Source organism: Sphingomonas nostoxanthinifaciens (assembly GCF_019930585.1).
GTDB classification, from domain to species: domain Bacteria; phylum Pseudomonadota; class Alphaproteobacteria; order Sphingomonadales; family Sphingomonadaceae; genus Sphingomonas_I; species Sphingomonas_I nostoxanthinifaciens.
Window position 1 is genome coordinate 193,004 of sequence record NZ_CP082839.1, and the last position, 18,439, is coordinate 211,442.

Consider the following 18,439-nt stretch of genomic DNA (forward strand, 5'->3'; position numbering starts at 1 on the left):
GATGGGCGCCGCACTGGCGCTCTCCGCGCGCGGACGCGGACGCACCGCGCCCAATCCCAATGTCGGCTGCATCATCGTCCGCGACGGCCGTGTCGTCGGGCGCGGCTGGACCCAGCCCGGCGGCCGCCCGCACGCCGAGGCGATGGCGCTGGCCGAAGCGGGCGACGCGGCGGCCGGTGCCAAGGTCTATGTCACCCTCGAGCCCTGCGCCCATGCCAGCCCGCGCGGGCCGGCCTGCGCCGATCTGCTGGTCGCGGCGCGCCCGGCGCGGGTCGTGGCGGCGCTCACCGATCCCGACCCGCGCACCGCCGGCGCGGGCTTTGCGCGGCTGCGCGCGGCGGGGATCGCGGTGGTCGAGGACGTGCTGGCGGCCGACGCACGGCGCGGCATGGCGGGCTTCCTCACCCGCCGCGCGCGCGGCCGGCCGCACGTGACGCTCAAGCTCGCGACCTCGCTCGACGGCGCGATCGCGCGCGCCGATGGCGAGAGCAAATGGATCACCGGCGCCGAGGCGCGCGCGCATGCGCATCTGGAGCGCAGCCGGCACGAGGCGATCCTCGTCGGTCGCGGCACGTTCGATGCGGACGCACCACGGCTCGACGTACGCCTGCCGGGGCTTGGGGCGCGCGCGCCGCGTCGACTCGTACTCACCCGTCATGCCGGACCTGTTCCGGCATCCACGGCTGCGCCAGGTGACGCCGCCGCTGATCCAGCCGTGCGGTGGACCCCGGAACAGGTCCGGGGTGACGAAGGGTGGGAAGTGATACCTGATCCTGCCGCCGTCTCGGCCCTGATCGACGTCGATCACCTGCTCGTGGAGGGCGGCGCCGTCACCGCCTCGGCCTTCCTCGCCGCCGATCTGGTCGATCGGCTATTGCTCTATCGCGCGCCGATCCTGATCGGCGGGGGGCGCCCCGCGATCGGCGATATCGGCCTCGCCTCGCTCGCCGCCGCGCATGGGCGCTGGCGCGTCGTCGATGCGCGCGCGCTTGGCAGCGACCGCCTCGAAGTCTACGAGCGCGCGCGAGATTAGAGGGCATCAGGAAAAGTTGCTCGACTTTCCCGGCCGCTTGAGGCGCTAGCAGGACCGATATGTTCACCGGCATCATCACCGACCTTGGCCGCATCGCCGCCGTCGAGCAGCGCGGCGACCTGCGCCTGCGCATCGCCACGCGCTACGATGTCGCCAGCATCGATCTCGGCGCGTCGATCGCCTGCTCGGGCGTGTGCCTGACCGTCGTCGACAAGGGCGACGACTGGTTCGCGGTCGACGTCTCGGCCGAGACGCTGTCGCGCACCGCCGGCGACTGGCGCGAGGGCCTCGCGCTCAATCTCGAACGCGCGCTGCGGGTCGGCGACGAGCTGGGCGGCCACATCGTCACCGGCCATGTCGACGGGGTCGGCACCGTGGTCGCGGTGGCGGCCGAGGGCGATTCGACCCGCATCACGATCGAGGCGCCGGCCGCGCTCGCCGCTTATATCGCGCCCAAGGGCTCGATCGCGCTCGACGGCGTGTCGCTGACCGTCAACGAGGTGGCGGACATGCCCGGCGGCACGGCGCGCTTCGGCATCAACCTCATTCCGCACACCGCCGAGATGACCACGTTCGGCGCGGTCGAGCCCGGCCGCGCGATCAACATCGAGATCGACGTCCTCGCCCGTTATCTCGGCCGCATGGAGCAGTTGCGTGTCCGCCCATCCTGAAGTCGCGCGCCTGCGCCACGCCTTCCTCTCGACGCCCGAGGAGGTGATCGAAGAGGCGCGCAACGGCCGCATGTTCATCCTCGTCGACGACGAGGATCGCGAGAATGAGGGCGATCTCGTCATCCCCGCGCAGATGGCGACGCCCGACGCGGTCAATTTCATGGCCAAGCACGGGCGCGGCCTGATCTGCCTCGCGCTCACCAAGAAGCGTGTCGACCAGCTCGGCCTGCAATTGATGAGCCGCAACAACGGCACGCGCCACGAAACCGCCTTCACCGTCTCGATCGAGGCGCGTGATGGCGTCACCACCGGCATCTCCGCCGCCGATCGCGCGCGCACCGTCGCGGTGGCGATCGACGCGTCGAAGGAGCCCGACGAGATCGTGACGCCGGGCCACGTCTTCCCGCTGGTCGCGCGCGAGGGCGGGGTGCTGGTGCGTGCGGGCCACACCGAGGCAGCGGTCGACGTCGCGCGGCTGGCCGGGCTCAACCCCTCGGGCGTGATCTGCGAGATCATGAACGAGGACGGCACGATGAGCCGCCTCGACGATCTCGTCGCCTTTGCGCAGCGCCATGGCCTCAAGATTGGCACGATCCGCGACCTGATCGCCTATCGTCGCCGCCACGACCATCTGGTCGAACAGATCGGCGATGCGCCCTTCACCTCCGATTATGGCGGCGAGTGGCGCCTGCTCACCTATCGCGACAAGGTCGAGGGCACCGAGCATCTGGTGTTGCAGAAGGGCCGCGTCGTGCCCGGCGAGCCGACGCTGGCGCGCGTCCACGCCGTCTCGCTCTTCTCCGACATGCTGGGCGAGCCGGGGCCGCGCAAGCGCACGCTGCAGCGCGCGATGGTCGAGGTCGGCAAGGCCGGCAGCGGCGTGATCGTGCTGCTCGGCACGCGCACGCCCGGCGGCTTCGCCAAGCGCGACGCGAGCGGGGACGACATGGACCTGCGCAGCTACGGCATCGGTGCGCAGATCCTCGCCGATCTCGGCATTCACGAGATGGTTCTGCTCACCAACGCGCACCGCAACATCGTCGGCCTCGAAGGCTATGGCATCAACGTGGTCGCCGAGCGGCCGATTCCCGAAGAGGTGGAGTGATGGCGCGTTTCCTGATCGTCGAGGCGCGTTTCTACGAGCATCTCAACGACCTGCTGCTGGCCGGCGCGCGCGCCGCGCTGGAGGCGGCAGGGCACAGCCACGAGACCGTCACCGTGCCGGGCGCGCTCGAGATTCCCGCGGCGGTCGCGCTGGCGGCGGAGAGCGGGCGCTATGACGGCTATGTCGCGATCGGCGTCGTGATCCGCGGCGAGACCTATCATTTCGAAGTGGTGTCGAACGAGAGCGCGCGCGGCCTGATGGCGCTGACGCTCGATGCGCTGCCGATCGGCAACGGCATCCTGACGGTCGAGAACGAGGCGCAGGCACTCACCCGCGCCCGCCCCGACGAGAAGGACAAGGGCGGCGAGGCGGCCAAGGCCGCGATCGCAATGCTCGAGCTGAAGGCGCACTTCGGCTGAGGCGATACCCGCGCCACGTCCGTTCGTGCTGAGGAGAGGCTGAGCGAAGTCGAAGCCTCGTCTCGAAGCACCGTCCTTCGAGACGCCACTTTGACTTTGCTCAGTGGCTCCTCAGGATGAACGGCAGTTTTGGCCGGTCAGACCGCCCCGGCCATCGCCAGCATCCGCCGCGCGCGCAGGAACATCTCCGCGCGCGTCGCGGCGAGCAGGCCAAGTGCGAATACCACCAGCACGTCGGTCACGGTCATGATGTCGAGCCCGAGCGCGGGCGCCTCGTAGCGCAGGCCCTGGCGCAGGAGGATCAGCACGACGATGAACACCAACGCCGCCGGCGACGCCTGCTGGTTGAGCGCGTGCGTCGCGGGATCGATCGTGATCCGCATATAGGCCGCACGCCGCCAGCCGAGCGCCGCGCCCAGCGCCAAAGCGACCGCCAGCCACAGCCACTTCGCCCCGTGTGGCGGGAATTGGTAGAGGATCCACAGCGTCAGCACGCCGTAGATCGCCGGCACGATCCACAATTGCTCCAGCCGCAGCCGCCGCGCGCGCCGCATGCCGCGCACGCGGAGCATCAGCACGATGCCGATGACCGCTGCGGTGATGAGGTAGCTGATCCAGGCCGGCATCGGGTGGGCATGCATCGTCGGCGCGGGGCTCCAGCTGTGTTGCTCGACTATAGCGGTGGCCGCGTGGCGCGTCGATAGCCTTCGCCGGATACGGGTGATAAGGCCCGAGCCGACACCCCGATCACCGGATAGCTGCCTTGCCGACACTCCATGCCCGTTTCGCCGCCGATCTCGACGCCATCCTCGATGCGCTCGTGCAGGACGGCGCGCTGCCGGGCGGGCTCGAACGCCGCGGGGTGACGGTCGAGCCGCCGCGCGATCCCGCGCACGGCGATCTCGCCACCAATGCGGCGATGGTGCTCGCCAAGCCCGCCGGCACCAATCCGCGCGCGCTGGCGGCGCTGATCCAGCCGCGGCTGGCGGCGCTGCCGCACGTCGTCTCGGCCGAGATGGCCGGGCCCGGCTTCCTCAACGTGCGGCTGACCGATCAGACGTGGCGCGACGAGCTGGCGACGATCCTCGCCGAGACCGGCGATTATGGCCGCTCGACCATGGGCGGCAATGCGCGCGTCAATGTCGAATATGTCTCGGCCAACCCGACCGGGCCGATGCACATGGGCCATTGCCGCGGCGCGGTCGTCGGCGACGCGCTCGCCAGCCTGCTCGAATATGCCGGCCATCGCGTGACGCGCGAATATTATATCAACGATGCCGGCGCGCAGGTGCAGACGCTCGCCCGCTCGGCGCACCTGCGCTACCGCGAGGCGCTGGGCGAGACGGTGACGATCCCCGAGGGGCTCTATCCCGGCGATTATCTGATCCCGATCGGGCAGGCATTCGCGAAGGAATTTGGCGAGCGCTTCCGCGACGCGTCTGAAAGCGAATGGCTCGATCTGTTCCGTGAGAAGACGGTCGCGACGATGATGGACGTGATCCGCAGCGATCTCGCCTTGCTCGGCATCGTCCACGAGGTGTTCGCGTCCGAGGCCGCCGTACAGAAGGCCGGCAAGGTCGACGCTGCGCTCGATCGGTTGCGTGCTGAGGGCCTGGTCTACCAGGGCACCCTCGAGCCGCCCAAGGGCGAGCTGCCCGACGATTGGGAGCCGACCGAGATGACCCTGTTCCGCGCGACCGCGTTCGGCGACGATCAGGATCGCCCGGTGCGCAAGTCGGACGGCGGCCTCACCTATTTCGGCACCGATCTCGCTTATCACGCGCAGAAGGCCGAGGAGGCCGACCAGTTGATCGACATCTGGGGCGCCGATCACGCCGGCACGGTCAAGCGCATCAAGGCGGCGGTGGCGGCGCTGACCGCCAACGAACCGGGCGGCGCGAAGCCGTTCGACGTGAAGCTGGTGCAGATGGTGCGGCTGCTGCGCGCGGGCGAGCCGGTGAAGATGTCGAAGCGCTCGGGCAGCTTCGTCACGCTCGCCGACGTGGTCGGCGAAGTCGGGCGCGACGTCGTCCGCTTCACGATGCTCACCCGCAAGGCCGACGCGCAGATGGATTTCGACTTCGCCAAGGTGGTCGAGGCGTCGAAGGACAATCCGGTCTTCTACGTGCAATATGCCCATGCCCGCATCCGCTCGCTCCATCGCCGCGCGGGCGCCGAGGGGCTGGTGCTGCCCGCGCCCGATCTGGCTTTGCTTGATGCCGAGGAACTGGCGCTGGTGAAGTTCGCCGCGCAATATCCGCGCCTGATCGAGGCGGCGGCGGCGGCGCACGAGCCGCATCGCGTCGCTTTCTACCTCTACGATCTCGCCGCGGCGTTCCACGCATTGTGGAATCGCGGCAATGACGATCCGCGCCGCCGCTTCCTGCTGGCGGACGATCTGCCGCTCTCCGCCGCGCGGCTGGCGCTGGCCGACGCGATCGGGCAGATCGTGCGCAACGGCCTGGGCGTGATGGGCGTTGCCGCGGCCGAGGAGATGCACTGATGGCGGAGATACGGCGCGGGCTGGGCGGCGAAGGGCTCGGTAACGAGCGGCTGCCGTGGCTCGAGCCGGTCGAGGATGAGGACGATTATGCCGAAGGCGGCAATTTCGGTGGGATCGCGCTGATCGGGCTCGGCCTGCTCGTCGCGATCGCGCTGATCGTCGCCGCCGTCATGCTGTTCCGCCACTGGCAGGCGAGCCACGCCGATCTCGGCAAGATCATCCATGCGCCGACCACGCCGTACAAGGTCAAGCCGGTCAATCCGGGCGGGCTGACGGTCGACGGCAGCGGTGCGGTCGCCGAGAAGACCGGCACCGGCGGCGACATCGACGCGCCGCTCGATCTCGCCGCGATTCCCGAGCAGCCGGTCGCTGGCCCCGGCAGCGGGCAGGCGCCTGCCGCGCCGCACGCCACCGCGACCGTCCCGGCGCGCCCGGCGGCGGCGGCCCCCGTGCCGACGATGGCGAACCCGGTTCCCGCTCCGGCCCAGCCCGCGCCGCCGCTGCCACGGCTGGTGCCGAAGCCCGTGCCGGTCGTACCGCCCGCCGCCACGGCGACGGAGAAGCCGGCTCCCGTCATCGGCGGGGGCACGATCCAGCTCGGCGCGCTCAACAGCGAAGCCAAGGCGCGCTCCGTGTGGAAGTCGCTCTCCTCCCGCTTCGGCTTCCTCGCCCCGCTCGCAATGTCGATCACGCCGGTGCAGGTGGGCGACAAGACGCTCTACCGCCTGCGCGCGAGCGGCGGCGATGCGCGCAGCCTGTGCGCGCGGCTGAAGATTGCGGGCGAGGTGTGCACGGTGGTGACCGGCTGAGCGCATGACCCCGCTGATCCTCGGGCTGGCCGGGCTGGCACTCTCCGCCGACGAGCGCGCTTTCTTCCGCGCCGCCGATCCCGCCGGCTACATCCTGTTCCGCCGCAATGTGGTCGATCGGGCGCAGCTGCGCGCGCTGACCGACGATCTGCGCGCGCTCGCGGGTCGCGACGATCTGCCGATCCTGATCGATCAGGAGGGCGGCCGGGTCGCACGGATGCAGCCGCCCGAATGGCCGGCCTTCCCGCCCGGCACGGTATTCGACGCCGCTTACGAACGCGCACCGATGACGGCGATCCAGGCGATGCGCGCCAATGCGCAGGCGCTGGCGGTGATGCTGCGCGAGGTCGGGATCACGGTCGACTGCCTGCCCTTGCTCGACGTGCGCCAGCCGGGCGCGCACGACATCATCGGCGATCGTGCTTTGGGGGCGGAGCCGCTGCGCGTCGCCGCACTCGGCCGCGCGACGATCGAGGGATTGCGCGCGGGCGGCGTCGTCGGCGTGGTCAAGCATGTGCCCGGCCATGGCCGGGCGATGGCCGACAGCCATGTCGAGCTGCCGCTGGTCGACGCGCCCGATGACGTGCTGCAAACCGATCTCGCGCCGTTCAGGGCGCTGGCGGGCGCGCCGATGGCGATGACCGCGCACGTGGTCTACACTGCGTGGGATCGCGACGCCTGCGCCAGCCTCTCGCCCACGATCATCCGCGATATCGTGCGCGGGCGCATCGGCTTCGACGGCTTCCTGATGTCCGACGACCTCGGCATGCACGCGCTTCAGGGCGATTTCGGTGCGCGCGCGGCGGGGGTGATCGCGGCGGGTTGCGACGTCGGCCTGCATTGCTCGGGCGACATCGCCGAGATGGAGGCGTGCGTCGCGGCGGTCGAGGCGATCGCGCCGCGCGCGCAGGAGCGGCTCGAGGCGGCGATGGCGACGATTGCCGGCGCCACCGACGACGCGCCGTTCGAGGCGTTAGTCGCGCGCCGCGACGCACTGCTGGATTACAAGCTAGAGGGCTAATGCGTCATCCCAGCGAAGGCTGGGATCTCCCGAGGGTCGAGCGCGCCCTGCGCCTCATGAGATGCCAGCCTGCGCTGGCATGACGAGGAGTAGTGCGTCAGCCCAAGCTCTTCGACACCTGCTCGCACACATCCTTGCTCAGGCCGGGCGTGGCGATGATCCGCTCGAGTTCGGCGCGCATCGCCGCCGAGCGGGCCGGCTCGAACCGCCGCCACCGGCCGAGCGCGGGCACCAGCCGCGCCGCGGTCTGCGGATTGCGCCTGTCGACCGCGAGGATCATGTCCGCCACGAACGCATAGCCGCCGCCTGCCAGATCGTGGAACGCGCGCTGGTTGACCGCGAACGCGCCGATCAGCGCACGCATGCGGTTGGGATTGGCGATGGTGAAGTCGGGGTGGCGCGACAATGCCGCGACCTGCGTCGCCGTGTCCGCGCGCGTCGACAGCGCCTGCGCGCTGAACCATTTGTCGATCACCAGCGGATCGTCGCGATAGCGCGCGTAGAAATCGGCGAGCGCGCGCTCGCGTTCGGGCGCGGTGCCGTTGGCGAGCACGCCGAGCGCGCCCTGCCGGTCGGTCATGTTGTCCGCCTGCGCGAACTGGTCGAATGCGAGCCGCGCCGCATCGTCGGCGCCGCTCGCGGCGATGAAGCCGAGCGCGACGGTGCGCAGCCGGCGCATGCCCTTGGCGAGCGGCGTGTAATCGTAGCGATTGGCGTGGGTGCGCGCATAGGCATCGCGCCACGCATGATCCAGCGTGCGGCCGAGATCGACGCGCAATGCCTCGCGCACATGGTGGATCGCATCGGGATCGACCGCGCCGAGCTGGTCGCCGATCATCGCCTCCGACGGCAGCAGCACCGCCTCGGCGATGAAGGCGGCGTCGAGCGTCGGATCGGTCAGCGTGCGGCGCACCGCATCGATCACCGGCGCGTGATCGATCGTGCCGGTGGCGACGCCGCCGACAAGGCTCTGCAGCATCAATTGCTGCATCGCCTCGTAGCGCGCGAACGGATCGTCGTCGTGCGCTGACAGGAAGGCGAGGTCGGCGGCCGAGCGGTCGCTGTCGAGCATGATCGGCGCGGAGAAGCCGCGATTGATCGACAACACCGGCCGTTCGGTGAGCCCGTCGAACAGCACTTCGCCGACCTCGGCGTCGAGGGTGACGAGCTGCTCGGCGTGGATCGACTGGCCGCTCCGCTCGCCGAGCAATGCGACCTTGAGCGGGATCGGCATCGGCGCCTTGTCGGGCTGTCCGGGCGTCGGCGGTACGGTCTGCGTCAGCGTCAGCCGCGCGCGGCCGCCCGGCGCGTCATAATCCAGCGCGGCGGTGACGCGCGGCGTGCCGGCCTGCGAATACCACAAGCGGAACTGCGCGAGATCGGCGCCGGTCGCATCCTCCATCGCGACGATGAAGTCCTCGCACGTCGCGGCGTGGCCGTCATGCCGCTCGAAATAGAGATCGGTGCCGGCGCGGAAGCCGTCCGCGCCCAACAGCGCGCGCAGCATGCGGATCACCTCGGCGCCCTTGTTGTAGATCGTCGCGGTGTAGAAGTTGCTGATCTCGATATAGGCCTCGGGGCGGATCGGGTGCGCCAGCGGGCCTGCATCCTCGGGGAATTGCGCGGCGCGCAGCGCGCGCACATCCTCGATCCGCTTGACCGCGGCGCTGCCCTGGTCGGCCGAGAATTGCTGGTCGCGGAAGACGGTGAAGCCCTCCTTCAGCGAGAGCTGGAACCAGTCGCGGCAGGTGACGCGGTTGCCCGACCAATTGTGGAAATATTCATGCGCGATCACGCCCGCGACCGCGTCGAAATCCGCATCGGTCGCGGTGTCGGCGTCGGCCAGCACGTAGCGCGAGTTGAAGATGTTGAGGCCCTTATTCTCCATCGCGCCGAAGTTGAAATCGCTGACGGCGACGATGTTGAAGATGGCGAGATCATATTCGCGGCCATAGACGCGCTCGTCCCACGCCATCGATGCCTTGAGCGACTGCATCGCGTGATCGGTCTTCGCCAGATCCTCGGGCCGCACCCAGATGCCGAGCGCGATGTCGCGGCCCGAGCGCGTGGTGAAGATGCCGTGGTTGGCGACGAGATCGCCCGCCACCATCGCGAACAGATAGCAGGGCTTGGGGAAGGGATCGCGCCACAGCGCGTAATGGCGGCCGGCGGGCAGATCGCCCGCATCCATCGCGTCGCCATTGGCGAGCAGAACCGGATAGCGCGCTTTGTCCGCCTCCATTCGCACCGTGTAGCGGCTGAGCACGTCGGGCCGGTCGGGGAAGAAGGTGATCCGGCGAAAGCCCTCCGCCTCGCACTGGGTGCAGAGGATACCACCCGATTCGTAGAGCCCCATCAGCGCCGAGTTGAGGCTCGGCGCGATCTCCACCTCGGTCTCGATCAGATGGTCGTCGCCGGCGAGGTCGATCACCAGCGCTGGCCCGTCCATGCGCCACGCATCGTGCAGTTCCTCGCCGTCGATCGTCACAGCGAATGCGTTGAGGCCGTCGCCGTCGAGGCGCAGCGGGCGGTTATGCGTGCCGTTGCGGCGCACCGTCAGCCGCGCGCGGACGTGCGTGCGCGCGGGATCGAGCGTCACGTCCAGCGCGATCTCGGGCACCAGCCAGTCGGGCGGCAGATAATCGCCACGCTGGATGGCGGCGTGCGGCGTGGCGGCGATCGGGGCGTCGAGCATGGCAGCGGATTTATGGCGGGCCGGGCGATGGCGCCAGTGCTAAGGCCAGGCGCGTGCGGACAATGGTGCTTTTCGGACCGGGTTATTGCGGCGCGCGGATCGCCGCGACGCTGGTCGCGCAGGGCTGGCGGGTGGTGGCGGTCGGGCGCGACGGCGCGGGTGCCGACGCGCTTCATCATGCCACCCACGTGCTGTCGACCGCGCCGCCCGACGATGCCGGCGATCCCGTGCTGACGCGCCACGGCGCGGCGATCGGCCGCGTGCCCTGGATCGGCTATCTGTCCTCGACCGGCGTCTATGGCGACAGCGGCGGGGCGTGGGTCGACGAGAGCGCGCCGCTCGGCGGGCGGCGCGGGCCCCGGCTGGCGGCGGATGCGGCGTGGCTGGCGCTCGGCGCGCGCGTGCTGCGCCTGCCCGGCATCTACGGACCGGGGCGGTCGGTGCTCGATCGGCTGGCGGCGGGCACGGCGCAGCGGATCGACGCGAACGGGCAATTGTTCAGCCGCGTCCACGTCGACGACGTCGTCGGCGGCGTGCGGGCGGCGATCGCGACGGGGCGAGCCGGTGCCTATAATCTGGCCGACGATCTGCCGGCGCCGCAGCGCGACCTGATCGAGTGGGCCGCCGTGGCGCTGGGTTTGCCGCTGCCGCCGCTCCAGTCGCTCGACACGGCGCCGCTCTCGCCCGCCGCGCGCGCATTCTACGGCGAGAATCGCCGCGTCGCGAACGGCAAGGCGCGGCGGCTGCTCGGCTGGCAGCCACTCTATCCCGATTATCGCGTCGGGCTGCGCGCCCTCATCGCCACCAGCAGCCCGGCGACGGCGAGCGCCGCCCCGGCCGCGGCGGCCGCCGTCCATCGATAGCCTTCGAACAGCGTCGACAGCGCCATCGCGATCACCGGGATCAGCACGCCGATATAGCCCGCGCGCGCCGGCCCGATCGTGCGGATCAGCGCGAAATAGAGGGTGAAGGTCACCGCCGACCCCGCCACCGCCAGATAGAGCAGCCCGGCGAGGTAGATCGGCGCGGTCGAGAAGACCGGCGGCCCCGCCGTCACCAGCGCGTAGGCGATGTCGCACGCCGCGCCATAGGCCATCGCCCACGCGATCAGGCTGGCGGGCGGGATGGCCTTCGCTTGGCGCGTGCCCTGCAGCACGTTGGCGGTCGATGCCGCCACCACCCCGCCCAGCGAGAGCACGACGCCAAGGATCGTGCGATGCGCGTCGAGCCCGCCGCCGCGCATCACGCCGTCGGCGAACAGCAAGGCGATCCCCGCCATCGCCACGCCCGATCCGATCAGGAAGCGTCGCGACACCGCCTGCCCCAGCAAGGCGCGGCCGAGCAAGGCATTGGGCACGATCAGCAGCGCCGAGACCAGCGCCACCAGCCCCGACGCGATCTGCTCCTCCGCCGAATAGACGAAGATGTAGTTGAACGTGAATTGCGGCACGCCGACCATGATGGCGAGGCCGTGGCCCGCGCGCCCGATCGCCAGCGAGCGTCCGCCGATCTTCGCCACCGCCACCATCGCGATGCACGCCAGCGTGAAGCGATAGGCGATGCACCACGCCGCGGGCACATATTGAAGCTGCGACCCGATCACGAACCAGGTCGATCCCCAGATCAGGGTGCAGATCGCGAACGGCAGCGCGACCCGGGCCTGCACCGCCGCCGGCAAGGGCGGCGCGTAGCTCATGGCCGCATCACAGCGCGGCGATCGCGGCGGCGAGCGTGCGCACCTCGTCCGCCGGGCTCGCCCAATGCGTCACCAGCCGGATCTCGCCCGGCGCCCAATCGTAGAAGTCGAATCCCTCGGCGCGCAGCGCCGCCGCCTCGGCCTCGGTCACGCGCAGGAAGATCTCGTTCGCCTCGACCGCATGCACCAGTCGCTCGCCGGCAGCGTCGGCCAACATGCGCGCGGCGGCGTTGGCGGCGCGCGCCGTCTGCAGCCACAGGTCGTCGGTCAGCATCGCGTGGATCTGCGCGGCGAGATAACGGCCCTTCGACAGCAAATGCCCGCCGCGCTTGCGCCGGCGCTTGGTCGCGTCGACCAGGGTTGGGTCGAAGAACACCAGCGCCTCGGCCGAAAGACCGCCGGTCTTGACGAAACCGAAGCTCAGCACGTCGACCCCGGCCTCGACCGTCAGCTCGGCCGGCGTGCAGCCGAGATGCGCCACCGCATTGGCGAAGCGCGCGCCGTCCATGTGGAAACCCCAGCCGCGCCCGTGTGCCAGCTCGCCGAGCGCCGCGACCTCGTCGGGCGTGTAGACGCGGCCATATTCGGTGGCGTTGGTGATCGACAGCGCCTGCGGCTGCACGCGGTGGACGTCGTTCGCGATCAGGTTCGCCGCCGCGGCGACGGCATCGGGCGTCACCTTCGCACCGTCGCCATCGACCAGCATCAGCTTGGCGCCGTGGGTGTAGAATTCGGGCGCGCCGCCCTCGTCATTCTGGATGTGCGCGTCGCGGCTGCACAAGATGCCGCCATAAGGCTGGCACAATGCCGCGCAGGCGAGCGCGTTGGCGGCGGTGCCGGTCGGCACCCACATCGCCCACACCTCGCGCCCGAACAATGCCGAGAAGCGTGCGTCGAGGCCGCGGCTGAGCATGTCGCCGTCGTAAGCGGTGTCGACATGGTCGGCGGCGGCCATCGCCGCGAACACGGCGGGGTGGACGGGGGCGGCGTTGTCGGAAAAGAAGCGCATGGCCCCGCTTGGCGCGCGGCCGATGCGTCGTCAATCAGGCGGTGGAAGCAGCTCCTCAAAGATCTTCCCATCCCTTGATGGTGATCTTAGACAACGGCGGATGAAAAATACTGCCGCGCGAGCTTTGGATTTCATCACACAATGTGACGATCCGGCAAAACTCCGGCGCATGATTGCTAACGCCGTCCGACAGAACGCTTCCGAGGTGGTTGAGGCGGCTCGGCGCCGCCTTTTTGAGGTCTTGCCAGCCGAGCTGCCCGGCACGCTCGAACATGACGTTTGGCGTTCCATACATGCGCTGGAGGATGCCTTATCAAATGAACGTGGCAAGACTATCCGTCTTTCACGAACTCGACAGATGATCGGTCGGATAGGTGAAGAAGAAACAGTAGCGCATCTCGTTGTTGGAGTTAGACCGTCAGACGGATTTCAGATGCTCGTCACTCGCAACATGATCGATTTGACGTTTGAGCAGGTCGCTCTCCGTCACCCCGATCGATTTTCGGTCACAGTACGAGAGGCCGCTGCAGCAAGACTGGTTACGACAAATGCGCAGGCCGAGGCGACAGGCGAGGATAACCGCGAACCTAAGGTCCGTTAGGCCGCTGGCAATTGCAGCGTCAGTGCAGCAGAAGCGCCAATATCTATAATCAGGCGGTGGCGCGCGCCAGCAGCGTGCCGACCTTGCGCGCCAATTCCTCGCTGCGGAACGGCTTCTGCACGATCACGTCCTGGCTCACCGTCGCGATCGCCGACAGATCGGCATAGCCGGTGACGTAGAGCGACGGCAGCGCCGGCCAACGCGCGCGCGCGGCGGCGACCAGTTCGGCGCCGTTCATGCCCGGCATGGCGAAATCGACCACCAGCAGGTCGACCAGGCCGCTCGTTTCCTCCAGTCGATCGAGCGCGGCATCGCCGCTGCCCGCCTCGATCACTTCGGCGCCCATCGCGCGCAGGGCGGACACGGTGATGTCGCGCACCCGCGCGTCGTCGTCCACCACGAGGATGCGACGCCCCTCCGCCTGATGGGTCGGGGCGGCCGGCGGCAGCGATGTGGCGGGATTGCGGGGTGCCAGCCGGCGCTCCTCCGCGCGCGGCAGGTAGACGCGCACCGTGGTGCCGATGCCCGGCGCGGTCTCGATCGCGACGCCGCCGCCCGATTGCTTGAGGAAGCCGTAGACCTGGGCGAGACCGAGGCCCGATCCCTTGCCCACCTCCTTGGTGGTGAAGAATGGCTCGAACGCCTTTTCGCGCACCTCGGGCGTCATGCCGGTGCCGCTGTCGGCCACCGCGATCATGATATGGTCGCCGGCTGGCGGCTCCTCGGCGCGCTCGGGGGCGCCCAGCGTCACATTGTCGGTCTCGATCGTCAGCGTTCCCCCCACCTCCATCGCGTCGCGCGCGTTGATCGCGAGGTTGAGAATGATGAGTTCGATCTGCGTCGGATCGACCAGCGCCGGCCACAGCGACGGCGCGAGCTTCGTCTCCAGCCGCACCGATCCGCCCATCGAGCTCTGGATCAGGTCGCGCATGCTGGCGACGGTCGCGTTGAGGTCGATCGGCCGCGCCTCCAGCCGCTGGCGGCGCGAGAAAGCGAGCAGTTGCGCGGTCAGCGTCGCGCCGCGTTCCGCCGCCAGACGCATGTAGCCGAGCCGCTTGCGGATGCGGTCGTCGGGATTGCCCGCCGTGATCATCTCGATATTGCCGAGGATCACCGTCAGCAGATTGTTGAAGTCGTGCGCCACGCCCGAGGTGAGCTGGCCGACCGCCTCCAGCCGCTGCATCTGGCGGAGCGTCGCCTCGACGCGCTCGCGCTCCTCGATCTGGGCGGAAAGCTGGTGGTTGCTCGCGGCGAGCTGGCCGGTGCGTTCGGCGATGCGCCGCTCCAAGGCCTCGGCGGCGAGGCGGCTCTCGGTCACGTCGACGTCGCAGCCGACATAGCCGATGAAGCAATCGTCGCTGTGCCGCGCGCGCGCCTCGCAATGCAGCCAGCGCGTCGCGCCGTCGCGATCGATCACCCGCACTTCGCGGCCGAACGGCAGCCGCGCGGCGAAGGCGGCATCGAAATCGCGGCGGAAGCCCGCGGCGTCGTCGGGGTGGATGATATCCTGCCAGCCGCCGCCGAACAGATCGCGCACCGGCCGGCCGAAGGTACGCTCGTGCCACTGATTGGCGAAGATCAGGTCGCCGTCGGCATTGCACATCCAGATCAAGGCCGGCGCGCTGTCGGCCAGGCTGCGAAACCGCAGCTCGCTCTCGCGCAGTTCGTCCTGCGCGCGCTTGCGCCGCGTGATGTCGATCGCGGAGCCGATCGCGCGCACGCACGCGCCGCCTTCGAACACGCCGCGCCCTTTCGCCGCGACCCAGCGGACGAGCCCGTCGGTGCGGCCGATCGTGCGATATTCGACGTCATAATCGGCACGGCGCACGGGATCGAGCGCGGCCTCGAACGCCGCGGCCGTCGCGGCGACATCGTCAGGATGCAGCGCGTTGCGAAAATCAGCGAAGGTCATCGGCGTGCCGACCGGAATGCCGAACATCGCATAGGTATATTCGTTCCAGCGCAGCGTCAGGCTGGCCGGATCGACATCCCAGGTGCCGATCTCCGCGGTCGCAATCGCAAGGTGCAGCGAGCTTTCGCTGAGCGCGAGCTTGCGTTCCGCCTCGATCCGATCGGTGACGTCGCTGCCCTCGATGAAGATGTTCGTCAGTTTGCCCGCATCGTCGCGGATCGGCTGGACCACGAAGTCGAGCTTGCGCACCGTCGCGCCGCCCTCGGCGGTGCGGAGCGTGGTCGGCATGGCATGAGCGGTGAACGAAATGCCGCTGGCCGCGACCTCGGTCACGACCGCCATCGCGTCGGCCGGCAGCAGTCGCGCGAGCGGCTGGCCGACGATGCCGCTGGCGCCGATCAGCCGTTCGAACGCCGGGTTCGCGAATGCGACGACATGATCGGGCGCGTGCAGCATCGCCATGAAGCCCGGCGCCTGCTCGAACATCGCGGCAAGCCGCTGCCGCTCGTCGTCGGCGCGGCGCGCGGCGCGGACGCGCTCGGTCGTGTCGGTGACCAGGCAGAGCACCCCGCCGACCGAACCGTCATCGTCGCGCACCGGCGAAAACGAGATGTCGAAATAGATCGTCCGCTGGGCCGACGCGGCATAGAAAGCGTGGTCCTTCTCGCCGATGCTCGCGCCGCCGTTGCGGACGCGCTCCAGCATCGGCGCCAGTTCGGGCCACAGCGACTGCCAGCTGTCGCGCGCAGGCCGGCCGAGCGCATGGGGATGCCGATCGCCCAGCTTCGGCGCATAGGCATCGTTGTAGAGCGCGACATGCTGCGGGCCCCAGAACAGGATGATCTCGGCCTGCGCGGCAAGCACCGTCTCCAGCACGATCGACAATGCCCGCGGCCAACCCGCGACCGGGCCCAGCGGCGAGGTCGCCCAGTCGAACGCGCGGATGCGCTCCGCCATGGAGGCTCCGGTGGGGGAAGGATCGACGGCAGACCCCTTTGCGCCGCTGCCGGACCGAAAGACGTTGCCGAGGGAGCGGGGCACACTCATCGTCGGCCCTTCTAACGGGTCGGCGGGTCGGGCGGAAGGCGCGCTCAGGCCGCCAGTCGCACGCGATTTCGGCCGCTTTCCTTGGCGGCATAGAGCGCGGCATCGGCGCCGGCCAGCAGCGCGAGCGGGTCGCGCAGCGCCTCGCGTTCGGCGATGCCGACGCTGACAGTCACCGAAGGCAGGCCCATCTGATCGTCGGGCGCGCTCTCCACCGCCTCGCGCAGCCGCTCGGCGACGACCATCGCATCCTCCGCGGTGGCTCCGGGCATGATGATGCCGAATTCCTCGCCGCCCAGCCGACCGATCAGGTCGCCGCCGCGGACGGCGGTTCCGGCGCGCGCCGAGATGAGCTGCAGCACGCGGTCGCCGACGGCGTGGCCGAAACGATCGTTGACCGACTTGAAATGGTCGACGTCGAACATCGCCACCGACAGCGGCCAGCCAAACTCCGCCGCGCCCGCCAGCTCGCGCTCGAGCTGCTGCATGAAGGCGCGCCGGTTGGCGAGGCCGGTCAGCTCGTCGGTCGAGGCGAGCATGGTCGCCTCGCGCGCGCGCTGTTCGGCGCGCCGCTTGGCGGTCATGACATGCTCTTCCAGCCGCTTGCGATCGTCGATGTCGCGCAACGTGCCGGTAGCGCCGGCCGGGGTGCCGTCGGCGGCGGTCAGCGCTTGGATGAACAGCTCCATCCAGCGCGGTCCGCCCGCCGTGACGAAGCGCACCGCGCGTCGCAGCGTCCGCTGGCGCCCGGCCAGCACCGGGGCCAGCCGTTCGACCAGTTCGTCATGATCGTCGGGATCGACCAATGCCGCCCAGGGCTGCCCGATCACGCTGGCGATCGGATGGCCGGTCAGCGTTTCCCACGCGGGGTTGAGGTAGCTCCAATTGCCGGCAGCATCGATGCTGTAGATCACCTCGCCGATATTCTCGATCACCGTCTTCAGCCGCTCGGCGAGCAGGCGCGTCTCTTCGGCCTGGCGTTCGCGTTCGGACAGCAACGCCGCGATCGGCAGCGCGCTCAGGAAGCAGCTCGACAGGAACAGCTGCAGCGCCAGCGCGCGGGCGCCGTGGCTGGCGAGGTGGGTGACCACCGGGCCATGCCCATGCGCGGTCGCGAAGGTGGCGATCACCGCGACGATCGCCACCGCGCCCGCGGCGCCGAACGCGCGCAGCCGGAAGGTGGCGAGCAGCACCGTCGGCAGCACCAGGAACAGCAAAGGCAGGGTCGTCCAGAAGAACACCACATCGGCCACGATCGCCGTCAGCCCGAGCAGCAGGATGACTTCGGTCAGCGATCGACCTTCCAGCACGCCGGCGTGGCGCCGATCGCCGAGCTGCGCACCGATCGCGATCATCGGCACGAGCATCAGCGCGCCGAGGAAGGCCGCGCCGTACCAGTCGATCCATGCGCCGGGGAAGGAGATTCCGTGCAGCGACCATTGCTCGATCGCGCCGAACGTCGCGGAGACCGACGCGCCGCCGACGCACGCAATGCCGAGCGCCAGCACGTCGCTGACCCGGCCGAAAATGTCGCGGGTCACGCCGAAGCGGCGCAGCAGCGCGAGCGCGGTCAGCGCCGCAGCCGGGGTCGCGAGCGCGAGCGGCACGGCCAATATGGGCGGTATGGCGTTCGCCAGATTGAGCAGGAAGCCGCCGAGCAGGCCGCCGGCGATGATCGCGAGTTCGTCGCGCCGGTCGCGGCCGCGCGCGACCAGCAGGCCGAGCATGATCGCGTCGCACGGCCACAGCGCCTGATGGCCACCGACGTGGTTCACCGCGTGATCGCTCAACAGGCCCGCCGCGAGGATCGCGACGCACGTCAGGACGGCCAGGCCCAGCCGCTGCCACACCAGCTTCAAAGCTAAAATTCCCATCGGGAAGCCCCACCCCACCCGGTCATGGATATGGGCGCGGCCGCCTA

General features: G+C 69.7%; 15 protein-coding genes. 8 read left to right on the plus strand and 7 right to left on the minus strand.

Annotated elements, in window-relative coordinates:
- The first annotated feature begins 1 nt into the window (after nucleotide 1).
- The 4 genes from ribD to ribH are packed head-to-tail and all read left to right on the plus strand — an operon-like array spanning nucleotide 2 to nucleotide 3,228.
- A complete protein-coding gene (gene ribD / locus K8P63_RS00925; RefSeq protein WP_223798021.1) occupies nucleotides 2–1,033 on the plus strand; it encodes a bifunctional diaminohydroxyphosphoribosylaminopyrimidine deaminase/5-amino-6-(5-phosphoribosylamino)uracil reductase RibD in 1,032 nt (343 codons plus the stop codon).
- Between the two features lie 59 nt (nucleotides 1,034–1,092).
- Nucleotides 1,093–1,704: a riboflavin synthase gene (locus K8P63_RS00930; protein WP_223798022.1), complete on the plus strand. Its 612-nt coding sequence runs from the start codon at nucleotides 1,093–1,095 to the stop codon at nucleotides 1,702–1,704.
- On the plus strand, nucleotides 1,688–2,809 hold the full coding sequence (ribB, locus tag K8P63_RS00935) for a 3,4-dihydroxy-2-butanone-4-phosphate synthase (protein WP_223798023.1): 1,122 nt from the start codon (nucleotides 1,688–1,690) through the stop codon (nucleotides 2,807–2,809). Before K8P63_RS00930 ends, ribB begins: the two co-directional genes overlap by 17 nt.
- Nucleotides 2,809–3,228, plus strand: coding sequence for a 6,7-dimethyl-8-ribityllumazine synthase (gene ribH, locus K8P63_RS00940; RefSeq protein WP_223798024.1), 420 nt, complete (start codon nucleotides 2,809–2,811; stop codon nucleotides 3,226–3,228). Before ribB ends, ribH begins: the two co-directional genes overlap by 1 nt.
- 137 nt (nucleotides 3,229–3,365) lie before the next feature.
- Here ribH and K8P63_RS00945 read toward each other — a convergent pair whose 3' ends face one another.
- Nucleotides 3,366–3,854, minus strand: coding sequence for a CcdC protein domain-containing protein (locus K8P63_RS00945; protein WP_223798025.1), 489 nt, complete (start codon nucleotides 3,852–3,854; stop codon nucleotides 3,366–3,368).
- A 137-nt stretch (nucleotides 3,855–3,991) separates the two neighbouring features.
- Here K8P63_RS00945 and argS point away from each other — a divergent pair, with 137 nt between their 5' ends.
- From argS to nagZ, 3 genes are read left to right on the plus strand one after another with little or no spacing between them, the layout of a single operon-like run.
- A complete protein-coding gene (gene argS, locus K8P63_RS00950) occupies nucleotides 3,992–5,731 on the plus strand; it encodes an arginine--tRNA ligase (protein ID WP_223798026.1) in 1,740 nt (579 codons plus the stop codon).
- Complete coding sequence (locus K8P63_RS20705) at nucleotides 5,731–6,540, plus strand: SPOR domain-containing protein (protein WP_263282669.1); 810 nt, start codon at nucleotides 5,731–5,733, stop codon at nucleotides 6,538–6,540. The genes argS and K8P63_RS20705 overlap by 1 nt, the downstream gene beginning before the upstream one ends.
- Before the next feature lie 4 nt (nucleotides 6,541–6,544).
- A complete protein-coding gene (gene nagZ / locus K8P63_RS00965) occupies nucleotides 6,545–7,561 on the plus strand; it encodes a beta-N-acetylhexosaminidase (RefSeq protein ID WP_223798027.1) in 1,017 nt (338 codons plus the stop codon).
- Nucleotides 7,562–7,658: 97 nt separating this feature from the next.
- Here nagZ and pepN read toward each other — a convergent pair whose 3' ends face one another.
- A complete protein-coding gene (gene pepN / locus K8P63_RS00970; protein ID WP_223798028.1) occupies nucleotides 7,659–10,256 on the minus strand; it encodes an aminopeptidase N in 2,598 nt (865 codons plus the stop codon).
- A gap of 62 nt (nucleotides 10,257–10,318) precedes the next feature.
- Here pepN and K8P63_RS00975 point away from each other — a divergent pair, with 62 nt between their 5' ends.
- Nucleotides 10,319–11,119 (plus strand): Rossmann-fold NAD(P)-binding domain-containing protein, encoded by an 801-nt coding sequence (locus K8P63_RS00975; RefSeq protein ID WP_223798029.1) that lies wholly within the window; start codon nucleotides 10,319–10,321, stop codon nucleotides 11,117–11,119.
- Here K8P63_RS00975 and K8P63_RS00980 read toward each other — a convergent pair.
- From K8P63_RS00980 to K8P63_RS01000, 5 genes are all read right to left on the minus strand, one after another.
- Nucleotides 11,029–11,952: a DMT family transporter gene (locus tag K8P63_RS00980; protein ID WP_223798030.1), complete on the minus strand. Its 924-nt coding sequence runs from the start codon at nucleotides 11,950–11,952 to the stop codon at nucleotides 11,029–11,031. The genes K8P63_RS00975 and K8P63_RS00980 overlap by 91 nt on opposite strands.
- 7 nt (nucleotides 11,953–11,959) lie before the next feature.
- The gene (locus K8P63_RS00985) at nucleotides 11,960–12,961 is read right to left on the minus strand and encodes a threonine aldolase family protein (RefSeq protein WP_223798031.1); all 1,002 of its coding nucleotides are present in this window, start codon (nucleotides 12,959–12,961) and stop codon (nucleotides 11,960–11,962) included.
- 55 nt (nucleotides 12,962–13,016) lie between these two features.
- A complete protein-coding gene (locus K8P63_RS00990; RefSeq protein WP_223798032.1) occupies nucleotides 13,017–13,235 on the minus strand; it encodes a hypothetical protein in 219 nt (72 codons plus the stop codon).
- A gap of 376 nt (nucleotides 13,236–13,611) precedes the next feature.
- Nucleotides 13,612–16,431, minus strand: coding sequence for a PAS domain-containing hybrid sensor histidine kinase/response regulator (locus K8P63_RS00995; RefSeq protein ID WP_223798033.1), 2,820 nt, complete (start codon nucleotides 16,429–16,431; stop codon nucleotides 13,612–13,614).
- A 134-nt stretch (nucleotides 16,432–16,565) separates the two neighbouring features.
- The gene (locus tag K8P63_RS01000; protein ID WP_223798034.1) at nucleotides 16,566–18,392 is read right to left on the minus strand and encodes a sensor domain-containing diguanylate cyclase; all 1,827 of its coding nucleotides are present in this window, start codon (nucleotides 18,390–18,392) and stop codon (nucleotides 16,566–16,568) included.
- Nucleotides 18,393–18,439: the final 47 nt, after the last annotated feature.

Bases quoted from the DNA above. Each gene is read 5' to 3' on its own strand.
- K8P63_RS20705 (WP_263282669.1), top strand. From the start codon at position 5,731: ATGGCGGAGATACGGCGCGGGCTGGGCGGCGAAGGGCTCGGTAACGAG.
- K8P63_RS00945 (WP_223798025.1), bottom strand. From the start codon at position 3,854: ATGCCGGCCTGGATCAGCTACCTCATCACCGCAGCGGTCATCGGCATC.
- ribH (WP_223798024.1), top strand. From the start codon at position 2,809: ATGGCGCGTTTCCTGATCGTCGAGGCGCGTTTCTACGAGCATCTCAAC.
- pepN (WP_223798028.1), bottom strand. From the start codon at position 10,256: ATGCTCGACGCCCCGATCGCCGCCACGCCGCACGCCGCCATCCAGCGT.
- nagZ (WP_223798027.1), top strand. From the start codon at position 6,545: ATGACCCCGCTGATCCTCGGGCTGGCCGGGCTGGCACTCTCCGCCGAC.
- K8P63_RS00995 (WP_223798033.1), bottom strand. From the start codon at position 16,431: ATGGCGGAGCGCATCCGCGCGTTCGACTGGGCGACCTCGCCGCTGGGC.
- K8P63_RS00985 (WP_223798031.1), bottom strand. From the start codon at position 12,961: ATGCGCTTCTTTTCCGACAACGCCGCCCCCGTCCACCCCGCCGTGTTC.
- K8P63_RS01000 (WP_223798034.1), bottom strand. From the start codon at position 18,392: ATGGGAATTTTAGCTTTGAAGCTGGTGTGGCAGCGGCTGGGCCTGGCC.
- K8P63_RS00990 (WP_223798032.1), bottom strand. From the start codon at position 13,235: ATGTTCGAGCGTGCCGGGCAGCTCGGCTGGCAAGACCTCAAAAAGGCG.
- ribD (WP_223798021.1), top strand. From the start codon at position 2: ATGGGCGCCGCACTGGCGCTCTCCGCGCGCGGACGCGGACGCACCGCG.
- K8P63_RS00975 (WP_223798029.1), top strand. From the start codon at position 10,319: ATGGTGCTTTTCGGACCGGGTTATTGCGGCGCGCGGATCGCCGCGACG.
- K8P63_RS00980 (WP_223798030.1), bottom strand. From the start codon at position 11,952: ATGAGCTACGCGCCGCCCTTGCCGGCGGCGGTGCAGGCCCGGGTCGCG.
- K8P63_RS00930 (WP_223798022.1), top strand. From the start codon at position 1,093: ATGTTCACCGGCATCATCACCGACCTTGGCCGCATCGCCGCCGTCGAG.